The following is a 14,870-nucleotide window of genomic DNA, read 5'->3' as shown; positions in this document are numbered from 1 at the left end:
TACAACTAGTGTATCACTAAATGATAGGGGTAAAAACGAGTTCTCATCAATTATAGCAATAGAAAAATACTATAATAGTGACCGAATAACGGTTGGCAACTCAAGCAGCGAATGTATTTCCGCGTGCGAACGCGCTCCCCACTCATCAGACCAACGCTGCGCACCATGCCGATTGAACCAAACACTTTTCGCACCAGCATTTGATGCCCCAAAAACATCATCTGTTGGATGATCTCCAACATGAATAATCTCAGACAAATCAACCCCAGCTTTCTTAGCCGCAATCTGAAAAACACTGGCGTCAGGCTTTGCAACGCCGACTTCATCAGCCCTCACAGCAAAACTAAAATATTGCCCCAAACCAACGTAAGGATGGAACACATCTGCATTACCATTGGTAATAACAGCCAAATCATAATCTTGCTTCAATGCTTCCAAAACATCGACAACATAGGGATAGAGGTCCACTTTTTGACGCCACTCACAAAAATGCGCCAGCGCTGCACCAGCAACCGACTCAGCTTCCTCTGATGGTAGTCCAAATTGTTTTAACGCAAGCTTATAGACTGCCAATCTTACAGCAGTCAAATTAAAGGCCATCTCAGGTTTTAGAGATAAGACGTTAGTTTTTAACGCTTCTCGCGCAACAACAGAATATTGCTGAGAAAACCCCGGAAAACGCTCTTCAAACCAAGATTCCATGGCATATTCCGCTCGCATTATTACGGGCGAGACGTCCCAAAGAGTATTGTCGAGATCAAAAGTAATCAACACACTCACGGCAACAGCCTTAACAAAATAGCACTCAATAAGTCGGCAACATATTGAAGAAACAAAGCCCCCTTATCTTTATCAAAAGCAGATTTACTTTCTGCTCCCAACACAAGGACACCACATTTTTTTATCGTGCCACTTTCTCGTGATAGCAGAGGCAAGACGGCTACTGAGCGAATTGATGAAGCGCTATCAGAAAAAAGAAAGTTCATCTCGTTATCTGGCAAGGCACCACAGAAACACTCAGTAAAACCGGAAGTGTGAGGCAAAGATGCCTCATTTTCTTCCAATTTATGAGACCGAACCGCATTATCAGGAAATTCACCATACAAAATTAAGGTATGGTGAGACACATCAAAATCTTCTCTCACCATATCATCAATAATGACAACAAGATCATCCAAAGAACTGCATGTCAGTCCAGCTAATACTAAGCGACGACTTTTTTGCATAGTTGACTCGTTTTCACGAGCCACTTCGACTAAACGCTCAAATTGAGCGCGATAATCAGCCGTTGACTTGCGCAGTAAATTGACCTGATATTCTAGTAAAGAAACCACCTTGCCATTAACTGGATGAGGAAGCGTTAGGCTCTCCAACAAATCAGCATTCCGGATAAAGAACTCCGGTGTGTTTGACAGATATTGAATAACCTCTTCTTCGCTCATAACCCCTCTTATAGGTATATTTGACCTTCAAATACTTTTTCAGCAGGACCTGTCATCAGAATAGGTGAACCTTCACCTTGCCATTCAATATGCAAATCCCCACCTCGCAAATGCGCAGTGACTTTAGGTGACAGCCATCCTTGCTTAATACCCGCAACAACCGCTGCACAAGCTCCTGTCCCACAAGCTTGGGTCTCACCGACACCACGCTCATAAACTCGTAACTTGATTTCGTCAGGACTAATAACCTGCATAAAACCCACGTTCACCTTTCTAGGAAAACGCTCATGACACTCAATCAGAGTCTCAACAGTCGCCACTTCATCATCAGTCAACTGGTCGACCTTGATGACAGCATGGGGGTTACCAACAGACACTGGCGTCATAAAATACTCAACGTCTCCAGCCATAATGCTATAAAGCGCATCTGAAGGCTCGGCAGTAAACGGCAAGTCGTTTGGATCAAAACTTGGCTCCCCCATATCGACTGTGACCAAGCCTCCGTCCAAAACACGCAATTGAATCGCGCCACGTTTTGTTTCGACGTTGATAATGCGTTTATTCGTTAGCTCTCTATCCAAAACAAATTTAGCAAAACAGCGAGCACCGTTGCCACAATGCTCAACTTCACTGCCATCCGAATTATAAATGCGGTAACGAAAATCCATATCAGGATTGGTTGGCGGCTCGACGACCAAAAGCTGATCAAAACCAATCCCCCAGTTACGATCACTCAATTTCTCGATTTGCTGTTTATTAAAAAACACCTTACGAGACACTGCATCAACGACCACAAAATCGTTCCCTAGTCCGTGCATTTTAGTAAATTTTAACAACATAACGGACTCCTTAGTCTGGCAAAATTTGCTCACCAGCTAACTGATGTTCAATCGTTTCACGAGCACGAATCAAATAGGTCTTATCACCATCTACCATCACTTCCGCAGCACGATTACGGCTATTGTAGTTTGATGCCATGGTAAAGCCATAAGCCCCAGCTGAACGAACCGCCAAAAGATCACCAGCTTGAATATCAAGTTCACGATCCTTACCCAAAAAATCGCCTGTCTCACAAATAGGGCCAACAAGATCATAATTGCGTTTACCTTCAGGCGTTGGCAACAAAGAAACGGGAACGATATTCATCCAAGCACCGTATAAAGAGGGACGAATCAAATCGTTCATTGCACCATCAATAATGGCAAAGTTCTTGTGCGGCGTGCATTTTAAAAACTCAACTTGCGTTAATAAAACACCCGCATTGGCGGCAATAGAACGGCCAGGTTCAAACGCCAATTCAAAATCTTTACCTTTTACTTTTTCAAGTAGCAGCTTCGCATAATCAGCAGGCTCTGGCGGCACTTCATCACGATAACGAACCCCCAATCCCCCGCCTAGATCGAGATGCTTAATAGTAATACCAGCATCAGCCAATTCATCCACTAAACCAATTAAACGATCAAATGTATCTAGAAAAGGTTTTAACTCTGTCAATTGTGATCCGATATGGCAATCAACACCCATCACATTTAAATTGGGTAATTGATGAGCTATTTTATAGATACGCACCGCGTCTTTAATATCGATACCAAACTTATTTTCTTTCAACCCCGTCGAAATGTAAGGGTGTGTTTTCGCATCCACGTCTGGATTAACGCGTAAAGAGACAGGCGCCACTTTCCCCATTTCACCAGCGACTTGATCCAAACGGTACAGTTCCGCTTCAGACTCGACATTGAAACAATGAATACCGACTTCTAATGCTCGACGCATTTCTACTGCTTGTTTGCCCAAGCCAGAAAACATAATTTTCGAAGGCTCACCGCCCGCTTTTAACACACGCTCAAGTTCACCGATAGAAACAATATCAAAACCAGAGCCTAAACGGGCCAGCACATTTAAAATTGCAATATTTGAGCAGGCTTTTACGGCATAACAAATTAAAGTCGGATGCGATGCAAATGCATCAGCATACGCTTTATAGTGGCGTTCAAAAGTGGCACGAGAATACACATAACAAGGTGTGCCATACTGACTAGCAATATCTGACAACGCAACATTCTCTGCATGCAGAGTCTGATTTGAATAATTAAAAAAATCCAATGGGGAATCCTCAGTTACAAAGACGACTCTTGTTTTGCATCAGTCATGTCGTTCGGCAAATAGAGCGCACCCTTATTTCCACAAGCTGTAAGAAAAACAGCCAAAACACATACTAAAAGCAACTTAAACATCGTCTTATCTCTTCTATTTTCGATTATCACAGTATACCTTGCAGCCAGTTCGTTTCCCAACCCCAGTAAGCCAATTACATGGATATTCTTTTCTCAATATTTTTACAAATGGTAATGACCTTGCGGTTGAATTTGCTATATTTTTAGCACAAGCTACATAGATGTAGACATTCCATGGACTCAATTATCGTCAATCATAGTAAGAAGCACCTTTTAAGAAGTCTAATGAAACAAAAATTTGCGCCATGGGCGGCGGCACTAGTTAGTGCTATCGCAATACATGTACTAGTCATTGAACTATCAGATAGCCAAGATTGGTTCAAAACAACCGCCCAACCATTAACACTAGAGTTACAACTACTACCAACACAAGCGCCTGTCCTTGAGACGCCTTCCGTCACAACACCATCCGACGCAATACGTTCAAACGAACAAGATTTACCTGTGACTGTTGAGCCAAAACCATCAGAAAAAGTATTACAACCAGAAACTACAGCACGGACGGAACCAACAGAAAAAACATCTTCTCCTGCAACCATTGCAACAGAAAAAATAAGCGGAAAAGAGCTAAGCGAAAAGAATCACTCATTTGATCCTAAAGAGATAGACAGCGACATTGATCAAACACAACCTCTTTCAGAAAATACACAACGCAGCAATGATCTAAGTTCTACGCCTCTTGATGCCTCCTCATTAGGAACTGATAGACCAGTGCTTCTTGACTTATCAAATGTGTCTTTACCTTCCAATGTAAAGGACGAAACCTTAACAAAAATCTTTTCTGAAGAGCCTCAGAGACAAAATAGCAGAATCGAAAAAAGCACAGAAAGAGTATCTAAAAGGCCTGACTAAAGAAGTTAACTACCCAATCACAGAGGATGCAGATGGTACGCGTTATGCCAATATAAAAGGCGTATGCTGGCGATTACCAAAAGAAGGTAGCACAGAAGGATGGGCCATTGTTTTTGATGGTTGCGGCATAGATTCAAAATTGTTTCATTTTGAACTTAACATTTCCCCCAAAATACTCACCAACGAATTGCTTGGTCCTGACTCACCCTTCAATATAGATCAACCCATAAAATAAACATGAGCAACCATTTGAAGTTACCCTTACAGGCAAACAAGCCTCTTTTGATAACAAGGTTCTCATCCTAGAAAACAAATCAAAAAAACCTTGGCCTGCTAAACAGTCAATAGCAACCAAGGCTTTTTGATTAAACAACTAACTCAACGCGTTGAAATGATGCTCTAGATGATCATCAATGAAGCTGGCGATAAAAAAGTAGCTATGGTCGTAGCCTGGTTGACGACGTAGCGTGATCGGGTGTCCGGCTTTTTCACAGGCTGTTTCTAGAGCTTCTGGCTTAAGTTGTTCTACCAAGAAGTTATCTGCTTCGCCTTGATCAATAAACAATGGTAATCGTTCACTTGCGTTTTCCACCAGCAAAGTCGCATCCCATTCACTCCAAGTGCTCTTATCCTCGCCCAAGTATCCTGTGAAGGCTTTTTCGCCCCAAGGACATTTGGTTGGGTTGACAATGGGCGCAAAGGCAGAGACAGATTGATACTTACCTGGGTTCTTCAACGCGCAAATCAAGGCGCCATGCCCTCCCATTGAGTGACCAGAGATCGAACGCTTGTCTGTCACAGGGAAGTTGGTTTCTACCAAATGCGGCAGCTCTTGCACCACGTAATCATACATGTGGTAAGTGTTCGAATAAGGTTCCACCGTGGCGTTGATATAAAAGCCCGCACCAGAACCGAAGTCGTAGCTTTCATGTTCATTCGGATAGTCTGTGCCGCGCGGACTGGTGTCTGGACAAACAATCGCTAAACCTAACTCAGCGGCTTTACGAAAAGCCCCCGCTTTTTGGGTAAAGTTTTCGTCGGTACACGTCAGGCCGGATAACCAATACAAAACCGGGACGTTTTGCGTTTCAGCTTGTGGTGGCAGGTAAATAGCAAACGTCATGTCGCCTTTTACAGATAAGCTTTCATGTTTATAGCGCTTTAGCCAACCACCAAAGCTTTTGGTACTGGATAACAATTCCATCGCTGTCTCCTTTGTTATGTTAAAAAAGCCCGCTTAGCGGGCTTATCAAAACGATGTGATCACGGTTATTTATCAAGGGCTTACTTGTCGAAAAGAATGACAGTACGAATACTTTCGCCTTTATGCATCAAATCAAACGCCTCGTTGATACGCTCAAGCGGCATGGTGTGCGTCACGAATGGATCAATTTCGATCTTGCCATTCATGTAGTCTTCTACGTAACCTGGCAATTGACTGCGGCCTTTTACGCCACCAAAAGCAGAACCCTTCCAGACTCGACCGGTAACCAATTGGAATGGACGAGTGGAGATTTCTTGGCCAGCACCGGCCACACCGATGATGATGGATTCGCCCCAACCTTTATGACAGCACTCAAGCGCTTGACGCATCACTTGTACGTTACCAATACATTCGAATGAGTAATCTACGCCGCCGTCGGTCATATCAACGATAACTTGCTGAATGGGCGCATCGAATTTCTTTGGATTGATGCAATCAGTCGCGCCGAACTGTTTCGCCATTTCGAATTTAGATTCATTGATATCAATCGCGATAATGCGAGACGCGCCTGCCATGCGAGCACCTTGGATAACCGACAGACCAATGCCCCCCAAACCAAAGACGGCAACCGTCGCGCCCTCTTCCACTTTCGCCGTATTGAGTACGGCGCCGATACCAGTCGTGATACCACAACCTAGCAAGCAGACTTTTTCTAGTGGCGCGTCAACGTGGATTTTCGCCAAAGAAATTTCAGGAACCACACTGTACTCAGAGAAAGTAGAGGTACCCATATAGTGATAAATTGGCTCACCATTGATGCTGAAACGGCTCGTGCCATCTGGCATTAGGCCTTTCCCTTGAGTCACACGAACAGCTTGGCAAAGGTTAGTCTTACCAGACTTACAGAATTTACACTCGCCACATTCTGCTGTGTAAAGTGGAATAACGTGATCGCCCACTTTAAGCGTGGTAACACCTTCGCCTACGACTTCAACAACACCAGCACCTTCATGACCAAGAATCGCAGGGAAAATGCCTTCTGGATCTTCACCAGACAAGGTGAACGCATCTGTATGACAAACGCCTGTTGCCACCATGCGCACAAGCACTTCACCTTTTTGCGGATCTTGAACGTCCACTTCTTCAATTTTCAGTGGTTGGCACAGAGTACAAGCAACAGCAGCTTTACATTTCATAGCGCACTCCAAAGTGTGTTTAGATTCATTTTCGATACCACCAGTGTAGACGCAAATGATTACAAGGATAATGCTCGATTTGGAAAATGATTCTTGCCATACAGCAACAATCATTTCAAAACAGCCTTTTTGAGTTATAATATAACAAAATAAACAGTTTTTTTCCATCTCAAGGGGCAAATTATGAAAAATTGGGAAGCCATGGAGGCTTTTATTGAAGTGGTTCGGCAAGGCAGCTTTTCCGCCGCGGCGACGAAACTGAGTGTATCGGCGTCACACATCAGTCGCTTGATCACGCAACTTGAAGCGGAGCTAGGCACGACATTACTATTTCGTACCACAAGACGCATCCGTTTAAGCGACGCGGGTGAACTGTATTATCAACACTGTCGAGGTTTACCCGAAGCATTAAGCAGTGCCGAAGAAATGATTTCGACCTTAAATCAAGCCCCCATTGGTGCCTTCAAAATGACCTGCGCCACCACCTTTGGTGAACGCTACATTGCACCTTTGATGAATGATTTTTTATTGCATCACCCAAAGATTGAATTGGACTTTCATCTTACCAATCGCCCGGTGGACTTGATCGAAGAAGGTTATGATCTGGCGATTCGTATGGGCGCCATGAAGGATTCCAGCCATTTATCACGGCGATTATGTGACAGAGAAGAATACCTTTGCGCATCAAGAGAATACATCGATCAACACGGTATGCCACATACATTAGCGGAATTAAACAAACACAGCTGCTTAATTGGCTCCAAAAGTCATTGGCTATTTCAACAAGATGGGCAACGTAAAGAAATGAAGGTCGCCAGCCAATGGCGCAGTAACTCTGGCCCCGCCTTATTAGATGCCGTACGTAAAGGCTTGGGCATTGCGCAACTGCCTGACTATTATGTAGTCGATGATCTTGCCAGCGGCAAGCTCATTCCGCTGCTAACGCAATATCAGTATCCGTACAGTGGTGTTTGGCTTGTTTACCCAAAAGTTCGCCAACCCTCACCGAAATTACAAAGTATTTGTGATTATTTAATTCAACGGTTTAGAGACGATCCGCCATTTGCCAAATAAATACTCTATGGTTAAATACTCCCCACATTCACGAATAAGTAAGCCGCATGTTTTCTCAAGAAGATTTGATACAAGTAGCCCGTCAAACCATGCCCTTTGGCAAATATCAAGGTCGAGTTTTAATCGATCTACCAGAAGCCTATTTACTTTGGTTCGCCCATGAAGGCTGGCCCAATGGCAACCTAGGCCAATGGCTGCAACTGGCATTAGAAATCAAAATCAATGGATTGGAAAAACTAGTCGATCCACTGCGTAAACCAACCGTGAAAAAGCCAAACGAACCGAAAATTCGTATTCGCTTTGACGACTAGTCTGCCCTAAAAGAGGCATTAGGATAAACATAGAACAGCACTCCCTGTTCTTGTTTATCTAAGACAAATCCAGCGCGTTCAGCGACTTTTATCGATGCCATATTACCAACTTTCACTTGCGCCACCAGCGGTTCCTTAAAGTACAGCACCAATTTGGACAGCATGCGGTGAGCAACGCCTTTTCCGCGCGCTTCTGGTGCAACCGTCCAAGACAACTCCCAAACACCAGCCATTCGATCTGCTCGACAAGTGCCCACCGCGACACCATCGACTTCGGCTATCCACAAACGCCTTTTTGACAGGTCACTTAACGAAGACTCAAGCCAAACAAGATGCGACGCAAGCGTCACTTCATCGCTATTATGAGAGGCTTGGCGGGTGTCTGGATCATTACGCCACAGCAACAAAAGATCGGCATCGGCCATCTCAACAGGTCGTAAACTTAATGAATCTGTCATTTCAAACCTTTCGCTCATCTAGTGCCTATTTAAATAAGCAGTATACACTTTTGTTTAACGACTAAAAAAAGCTAATTAAGGTACAAAAATTGCTTTATTTTTGAACTCAAAAACAAAGGATATACACCCAATGGACATCAGAATCGATGACTTATCCGGCCCAGAAGTCAAACAAATACTCACCGAACACCTTAAAGACATGTTCGCCGCATCACCGCCTGAATGCGTTTTTGCATTAGATTTAGACGGATTAAAAAAACCAAACATTACCTTTTGGACGGTTTGGGAAGGTAGCCAATTACTCGGCTGTGGCGCGCTCAAGGTACTGGATGAAACACATGGCGAAATTAAGTCTATGCGCACTACCAGCGCAGCCCGCAACAAAGGCATTGCTTCTAACTTACTACGCCATATTCTCGATGCAGCCAAGCAAAAAGGACTCAATAGAATCAGCCTAGAAACAGGATCACAAAACTTCTTCGCGCCAGCTAGAAAACTTTACGCCAAGCATGACTTTACTGAATGTGGCCCTTTCTCCGATTACAAACTTGATCCTTACAGTGTATTTATGACCAGAAGCCTTTAACGGCGTCATTGCGCCATTACAGTCTGCTTCATTAATTTTCCCATCTGTGCATTACGACTGCTGAATAACAGCGTTAGACTTTATGGATTCAAGATAAAAACTAAAGGACGCAGAATGAAAACCATCGGCATTATTGGGGGAATGAGTTGGGAGTCGTCGGCTCTGTATTACAAAAACATCAACGAGCTGACAAAACAGAAACTTGGTGGCTTGCATTCCGCTAAAATACTGTTATCCAGTGTCGATTTTGCTGAAATTGAACGCTTGCAACATCAAGGTGACTGGTCACAGTTAGGAGCAATTCTCGCCGCTGAGGCCAAACGTTTAGAACAAGCTAAGGCTGATTTCATTCTTATTGCGACTAACACCATGCACAAGGTCGCTGATGTTGTTCAAAGTGCCGTAAAAATTCCTTTGCTGCACATTGCCGATGCAACAGCCAAAGAACTCGTTAGACAAAAGCATCAAAAAGTTGGCTTTATCGGCACCCGCTATTCAATGGAAGAAGCCTTTTATATTAAACGATTAGAAGAACAATTTGGTTTAGAGGTCATCACGCCATCAAAGCAAGACAGAGACGAGATACATAGAATTATTTACGAAGAATTATGCTTGGGGAAAATTCTTCCTGAATCGAGAGAGATCTATATCGACATCGTTAATCGACTCCAAGACGCCGGTGCCGATGCCGTCATCGAAGGCTGTACGGAAATCACCCTATTATTAAAACAAGAACACGTCACCGTGCCTTTATTTGATACTACTTACATTCACGCTAAAACCGCTGTGGATGAAGCGTTAAAGACTCTATTTTGAATAAAATCAGCCAGCGCGGACGCTGGCTGATTTTCCTTATTTGGAAAGGGAAAAACCAAATAAGGAAACCTTTTCATTCAGCCCTAGACTCCTCCATGAGTTAACTTAGCTGGATCAAGTAGAGCCAACAATTCACCTCGATTTAAATCCGTTTCCTCTTCGGCGACATCCACCACTGGGCGACCTTCTTTATAAGCTTTTTTGGCGATTTCAGCGGCTTTGGCATAACCAATGATGGGATTAAGAGCCGTGACTAAAATGGGGTTACGATGCAGCGCTTGATTCAATTTATCTTCATTCACACTGAGCGTAGCAATAGCGTTGTCGGCTAAAAGCTGTCCGCTGTTTGCCAGTAGTTTGATGCTGTTTAGCAGGTTCTTAGCAATCATGGGCAACATGACGTTTAATTCAAAATTCCCCGATTGCCCGCCGATAGTAATCGCCGCGTCGTTACCAATCACTTGTGCGGCTACCATAGCCGTGGCTTCTGGTATCACCGGATTCACCTTGCCCGGCATAATTGACGAACCTGGCTGCAAGGCTTGTAATGTAATTTCACCTAACCCTGCCAATGGCCCAGAGTTCATCCAACGTAGATCATTGGCAATTTTCATATAAGTGACTGCCACAGCCTTTAATTGACCAGACAAAGCCACTGCCGTGTCCTGAGAGCCTATCAGGGCAAAAAGTTTTTCCTGGTACAAACGTCACCTTGGTTAGATCAGACAGCTCTTTAGCAAAAGTAATGGCAAACTCTGGATGAGCATTTATACCAGTACCAACGGCGGTTCCGCCCTGAGCAAGTTGGGTGGTTTTGTTTTCTAAGTAGGTTAAGTTGTCGATGTTGTCTTGCAACTGCGCCGCCCACGCGTGGAAAGTTTGATCCAATCGCACTGGCATCGCATCCATCAAATGAGTGCGTCCCGTTTTTGTGTAGCCAGCAAGCGAATCGCCTTTTTCAAGAATGGCAGTTTTTAAATGTTCCAACGCGGGCAACAAATGCCCCGTCAATTCCAACGTAGCACTCACATGAATCGCACTAGGGATAACGTCGTTGCTACTCTGACCATAGTTCACATGATCATTAGGATTAACAACCGAACCATGGTATGCACTCGCTAATGTAGCAATCACTTCGTTGGCATTCATGTTCGAGCTGGTACCAGATCCCGTTTGAAAAACGTCAACCGGAAAATGCCGCATTAAATTATCGGCATTTAACAACTCATCGCAGGCCTGTTGAATCGCTTTAGACATCTCAGGCGTCAGACATTCAAGAGATTCATTTGCCCTTGCCGCAGCCGCCTTAATTAAGATAAGAGAACGAATAAACGCCTCAGGTAATGGCTCACCGCTGATAGGAAAGTTATTAATCGCTCGCTGTGTTTGAGCGCCATAGAGAGCCTTCTCTGGGACCTCTAATTCCCCCATGCTGTCTTTTTCAATACGCATACTCATTCTTTAATATTGTCCTTGTTGTTCAAAAGAAGAAAGAAAGTAATGGCTCAAAATTCGTAAATTATGTTCCATCTTGAAGTAATTCTTGGCATCTTGATAGGTGACAATTAAATGCTTGAGATGTGATAAGGGCAAATACACCTTATCTAAACAGGTCTGACGCCAATGAGGAGCAAGGCTGGTATCACAAACCGTGTCTAGCAACACATTGAACACTCTTTGATGTAACAAGGTTGCATCGGTAATGTTCAATCGTTCAGCATACTCTTCTGTTAGGTTTAAATAATGATAAAGCACTTCTGGGGAATCTGCACACTGGCCACCCTGAATGGTTTGCTCGAGTACTGAAAATGGCACTAAATAATGACTCATCACTTCGCCCTCTGAAAATGACACAACAAACAATATAAATGATAACTATTATCAATAATGTGCATGAAGACAAGATCTGTCAAGCTGTTGATAACGATTCTTATTAAATTTTACTATTTGTTGCGATTACTTGATTAAAATCAATCATTCTCAGGCCCACCCAAAAAATACAAAAGCGTAAAAAAACAAAAGCCCCTGCTACGTAATGCGTAACAGAGGCTATTCAGCATCATTCAATACTTAGAGTGCGTCACTCTTAGTGGTGATGACCGCCTACACCGTGGGCATGACCATGAGCAATTTCATCATTGGTCGCTTCACGAGAAGCTACGATTTGAATATTAAAAGTCAGGTCTTTGCCAGACAATGGGTGATTCAAATCAACTGTAGCGTGTTTCAATCCAACTTTCACAACCGTCACTTGACGCATGCCTTTATCCGTTTGAACCATAGCAACCATTCCCGCTTTCCAGCGTTTCGCGCCTTGTAAATGTTTGACTGGCACTTGTTGCTGACGATCTTCATGGCGCTCACCATAAGCATCGGCACAAGCAACCGTTACTTCAAATTCATCACCGACCTCTTTGCCTTCCATCGCTTTTTCAAGTCCTGGAATAACATTACCGTGGCCATGTAAATACGCCGCTGGCTCTTTACCCGCAGAGGTTTCGAGCAACTCTTCGCCATGACGCAAAGTATAGTGAAATTGAACGACTTGATTGTCTGCAATTGACATGCTGTTTCCTCATTCTAAAATTCGAGCATTAATTATTGCGGCATTATAAGGGCAACAAGGCAACTTACCTAGACCCTTCACCAGATGGTTATTGACTAAAAAGATAGAAAGCTCTAATGAATCCTCTGTAATAATGATATTTTTAACTAAGGCCGCTGCGGTTTTTTCAGAGGGTGAATGATTTAGCACATACACGGGATGCTGATCGAAATACTCTACAAGGGACTTTTCAAAGTCTGCATGCAAAGACCCCAATGTAGAACGCAACATTTTTTCATTAAAGCTAGATCCCTCAACGTCAATTTGGGTGATTTTTGGTGCCACCAAATACAAACGATCTTCCTCGATACGCACTCCAGATTCAAACGACGGGTTCACTTTTGTGGTAACGGAAAATGTCTGACCAAACGCTTTTAATGTGCCAGTCATGTTACTGGTCATATCCACCAAAACTAAACCACCATCGCGCTCGGTGAAATCAATGTCTGCCCCTGTCACCAGTAAATCTAAATTCAATGTATTGCCATTCAAAAAAAGCGTAATGTGGTTTTCTTGCTGTTCCGCTAACTGTTTTTCCACTTCTTTGTTCATATCGACTTCGCTAATACTAAAACTGTTACAGCCGACTAAAAACAAAGACGTGGAGCACAAAGCAACAATCGCCAATCTACGAATTACTTTCATTCTTCTTTCTCCATGGTCGTCGCATTAACGTGGCGCCTTTCATACCAAAAACTCATAAAATCCTCTGTTACTTTTTGCTCAATCTCCACCGCTTCATCGGTTGGACAAAATAATGAAATGGTAAAAACATTGTAACCTTCTGTGGTTGTCGTGATGCGAACTCTTGGCTCAGGGCCAGATATTTTAATGTCTAAACGTTTCTCAATAAGGCTGTTATAACGAATCGCAACCTCATGAAAATGCTCACTATACTGACGAATTTTATCCAAAATTTGCTCTTTAATCGTAAACAGGTTGACGTCGTCTGAGTGGCGAGAAATGGAAAAGGTATGTGTCACATAACGTCGCATATAGTTCAAATTCTGAACCGTATTCAATAATAAAACGCTATTAGGAACCACGGTCGTACGCCCTGTGTAAGTGTAACTCCCCCTTCAAGTCAACTTCAAACAATGTGGTCGACAACCAGTCACTGTCCGTCACTTCGCCCTCATAGTTTGCAATACGTATCCAGTCTCCAACTTGATACGGTCGAGTACTCGCTCGATAAAACGCGCCTACAATACAGGCAATAAACTCTTTCGTGGCTATCACCAACGCCACCATGAAGGCAGCAATGGAAATGGCAATATTTTGTAACTCAGATGACCAGATAAGCACCAAACCAACCACTAACAGCAGGTTGAATATGTTATCGACCGTATTAATCCGTTGACGTTTCTTATCATGTTCAAGTTTTTGGTGGAGGCGAATTGCACGTTTCGTATAACGTCGAACGATGTAGGACAATAAAATCCAAGTAAACGTCAAAACAAACTCAACGTGATCCATTAAAATGGAGAAGTCTATCTGAGAAAAATCAACGGCCATAAAAGTGTTTCCTTTAGCAAGAACGCAACTTTATCAATCATTGCCTAAATCAACAAACAAAAGCACTAGACAGAGAAACAAATAATACTGTACATTTATACAGTATTATTTTTCATGAGGTGGATCATGCCTGTCATTATCAAATATGTTGTAGAACGCGATGGAATAGAAAAAATGACTTTTACTTCAAGAGCCGAAGCCGATGCCTATGACAAACTGTTGGATACCGCAGAAGCACTGTATGAGGTTTTAGATCAAAGCCAACTAGCCGGAGATCATGATAAGAAAGAAGCCTTATCCATGTATTTAGCCGAGCAAAAAGACCTGCTATTGGATATTTTAGGTAACAAAAAGAAAAGCACAGCGAAACCGAAAAAAACCAACCGCAAAGAAGCTAGCGCTCAACTTGATCTGAAAGAATCGGCACCTAAAAAAACGCTGGAAGATCTGGTCATCGAACCTGACGAAGACGCGCTGTACGAGGAAGAGGACAGTAACGTTGTGTTTGATCACGATGACATCGTCGATTTTACGGAAAGTGATGCCGCGTAATGCGGCATCTTAATGTTTTTAACTA

At 43.2% G+C, this 14,870-nt stretch carries 19 protein-coding genes and 1 pseudogene; 6 read left to right on the top strand and 14 right to left on the bottom strand.

The window, feature by feature from the left end:
• Positions 1 to 69 precede the first annotated feature (69 nt).
• Genes ONZ52_RS20565 through lptM form a run of 5 tightly spaced genes read right to left on the bottom strand, consistent with a single transcriptional unit; the run spans position 70 to position 3,676 of the window.
• Positions 70 to 780 (bottom strand): HAD family hydrolase, encoded by a 711-nt coding sequence (locus ONZ52_RS20565; protein ID WP_265220523.1) that lies wholly within the window; start codon positions 778 to 780, stop codon positions 70 to 72.
• The gene (locus ONZ52_RS20560; RefSeq protein WP_265220522.1) at positions 777 to 1,442 is read right to left on the bottom strand and encodes a DUF484 family protein; all 666 of its coding nucleotides are present in this window, start codon (positions 1,440 to 1,442) and stop codon (positions 777 to 779) included. The genes ONZ52_RS20565 and ONZ52_RS20560 overlap by 4 nt, the downstream gene beginning before the upstream one ends.
• Before the next feature lie 8 nt (positions 1,443 to 1,450).
• On the bottom strand, positions 1,451 to 2,281 hold the full coding sequence (gene dapF, locus ONZ52_RS20555) for a diaminopimelate epimerase (protein ID WP_265220521.1): 831 nt from the start codon (positions 2,279 to 2,281) through the stop codon (positions 1,451 to 1,453).
• Positions 2,282 to 2,291: 10 nt separating this feature from the next.
• Positions 2,292 to 3,545 (bottom strand): diaminopimelate decarboxylase, encoded by a 1,254-nt coding sequence (lysA, locus tag ONZ52_RS20550; RefSeq protein WP_265220520.1) that lies wholly within the window; start codon positions 3,543 to 3,545, stop codon positions 2,292 to 2,294.
• 14 nt (positions 3,546 to 3,559) lie between these two features.
• Positions 3,560 to 3,676 (bottom strand): LPS translocon maturation chaperone LptM, encoded by a 117-nt coding sequence (gene lptM / locus ONZ52_RS20545; protein WP_265220519.1) that lies wholly within the window; start codon positions 3,674 to 3,676, stop codon positions 3,560 to 3,562.
• A gap of 225 nt (positions 3,677 to 3,901) precedes the next feature.
• Here lptM and ONZ52_RS20540 point away from each other — a divergent pair, with 225 nt between their 5' ends.
• Positions 3,902 to 4,528 carry a hypothetical protein gene (locus ONZ52_RS20540; RefSeq protein WP_265220518.1) on the top strand — a complete coding sequence of 209 codons (627 nt, stop codon included), beginning with the start codon at positions 3,902 to 3,904 and terminating at the stop codon, positions 4,526 to 4,528.
• Positions 4,529 to 4,901: 373 nt separating this feature from the next.
• Here the strand turns inward: ONZ52_RS20540 and fghA are convergent, their stop codons facing one another.
• Both fghA and ONZ52_RS20530 read right to left on the bottom strand, forming a co-directional pair.
• A complete protein-coding gene (gene fghA / locus ONZ52_RS20535) occupies positions 4,902 to 5,732 on the bottom strand; it encodes an S-formylglutathione hydrolase (protein ID WP_265220517.1) in 831 nt (276 codons plus the stop codon).
• Between the two features lie 80 nt (positions 5,733 to 5,812).
• On the bottom strand, positions 5,813 to 6,928 hold the full coding sequence (locus ONZ52_RS20530) for an S-(hydroxymethyl)glutathione dehydrogenase/class III alcohol dehydrogenase (protein WP_265220516.1): 1,116 nt from the start codon (positions 6,926 to 6,928) through the stop codon (positions 5,813 to 5,815).
• Positions 6,929 to 7,111: 183 nt separating this feature from the next.
• Here ONZ52_RS20530 and ONZ52_RS20525 point away from each other — a divergent pair, with 183 nt between their 5' ends.
• Positions 7,112 to 8,002 carry a LysR family transcriptional regulator gene (locus ONZ52_RS20525; protein WP_265220515.1) on the top strand — a complete coding sequence of 297 codons (891 nt, stop codon included), beginning with the start codon at positions 7,112 to 7,114 and terminating at the stop codon, positions 8,000 to 8,002.
• A gap of 47 nt (positions 8,003 to 8,049) precedes the next feature.
• Positions 8,050 to 8,313 (top strand): DUF3820 family protein, encoded by a 264-nt coding sequence (locus ONZ52_RS20520; RefSeq protein WP_265220514.1) that lies wholly within the window; start codon positions 8,050 to 8,052, stop codon positions 8,311 to 8,313.
• Here ONZ52_RS20520 and ONZ52_RS20515 read toward each other — a convergent pair.
• Positions 8,310 to 8,771, bottom strand: coding sequence for a GNAT family N-acetyltransferase (locus tag ONZ52_RS20515; protein WP_265220513.1), 462 nt, complete (start codon positions 8,769 to 8,771; stop codon positions 8,310 to 8,312). The two genes, ONZ52_RS20520 and ONZ52_RS20515, sit on opposite strands and share 4 nt — an antisense overlap.
• A gap of 130 nt (positions 8,772 to 8,901) precedes the next feature.
• Between ONZ52_RS20515 and ONZ52_RS20510 the strand changes: the two genes are divergently transcribed.
• Positions 8,902 to 9,357, top strand: a complete 456-nt coding sequence (locus tag ONZ52_RS20510) for a GNAT family N-acetyltransferase (RefSeq protein WP_265220512.1) — start codon at positions 8,902 to 8,904, stop codon at positions 9,355 to 9,357.
• A gap of 114 nt (positions 9,358 to 9,471) precedes the next feature.
• Positions 9,472 to 10,173 carry an aspartate/glutamate racemase family protein gene (locus tag ONZ52_RS20505; RefSeq protein WP_265220511.1) on the top strand — a complete coding sequence of 234 codons (702 nt, stop codon included), beginning with the start codon at positions 9,472 to 9,474 and terminating at the stop codon, positions 10,171 to 10,173.
• 83 nt (positions 10,174 to 10,256) lie between these two features.
• On the opposite strand, the pseudogene ONZ52_RS20500 reads toward ONZ52_RS20505, so the two are convergent.
• From ONZ52_RS20500 to ONZ52_RS20475, 6 genes and pseudogenes are all read right to left on the bottom strand, one after another.
• Positions 10,257 to 11,631: pseudogene (locus ONZ52_RS20500) on the bottom strand (class II fumarate hydratase).
• A 3-nt stretch (positions 11,632 to 11,634) separates the two neighbouring features.
• Positions 11,635 to 12,003, bottom strand: coding sequence for a hypothetical protein (locus ONZ52_RS20495; protein ID WP_265220510.1), 369 nt, complete (start codon positions 12,001 to 12,003; stop codon positions 11,635 to 11,637).
• A 256-nt stretch (positions 12,004 to 12,259) separates the two neighbouring features.
• A complete protein-coding gene (locus ONZ52_RS20490) occupies positions 12,260 to 12,739 on the bottom strand; it encodes an FKBP-type peptidyl-prolyl cis-trans isomerase (protein ID WP_111608392.1) in 480 nt (159 codons plus the stop codon).
• Between the two features lie 9 nt (positions 12,740 to 12,748).
• Positions 12,749 to 13,423 (bottom strand): DUF1439 domain-containing protein, encoded by a 675-nt coding sequence (locus ONZ52_RS20485; RefSeq protein WP_265220508.1) that lies wholly within the window; start codon positions 13,421 to 13,423, stop codon positions 12,749 to 12,751.
• Positions 13,420 to 13,824 carry a hypothetical protein gene (locus tag ONZ52_RS20480; protein ID WP_265220507.1) on the bottom strand — a complete coding sequence of 135 codons (405 nt, stop codon included), beginning with the start codon at positions 13,822 to 13,824 and terminating at the stop codon, positions 13,420 to 13,422. The genes ONZ52_RS20485 and ONZ52_RS20480 overlap by 4 nt, the downstream gene beginning before the upstream one ends.
• The gene (locus tag ONZ52_RS20475; protein ID WP_265220506.1) at positions 13,814 to 14,293 is read right to left on the bottom strand and encodes a mechanosensitive ion channel family protein; all 480 of its coding nucleotides are present in this window, start codon (positions 14,291 to 14,293) and stop codon (positions 13,814 to 13,816) included. The genes ONZ52_RS20480 and ONZ52_RS20475 overlap by 11 nt, the downstream gene beginning before the upstream one ends.
• A 126-nt stretch (positions 14,294 to 14,419) precedes the next feature.
• Between ONZ52_RS20475 and ONZ52_RS20470 the strand changes: the two genes are divergently transcribed.
• Positions 14,420 to 14,845: a YebG family protein gene (locus tag ONZ52_RS20470; RefSeq protein WP_265220505.1), complete on the top strand. Its 426-nt coding sequence runs from the start codon at positions 14,420 to 14,422 to the stop codon at positions 14,843 to 14,845.
• The last annotated feature ends 25 nt before the right edge of the window (positions 14,846 to 14,870 follow it).

This window comes from Marinomonas rhodophyticola (assembly GCF_026113935.1).
In the GTDB taxonomy this organism is placed as follows: domain Bacteria; phylum Pseudomonadota; class Gammaproteobacteria; order Pseudomonadales; family Marinomonadaceae; genus Marinomonas; species Marinomonas rhodophyticola.
The sequence above is the reverse complement of the archived record's forward strand: the minus strand, read 5'-3'. Positions and strand labels throughout refer to the sequence as shown.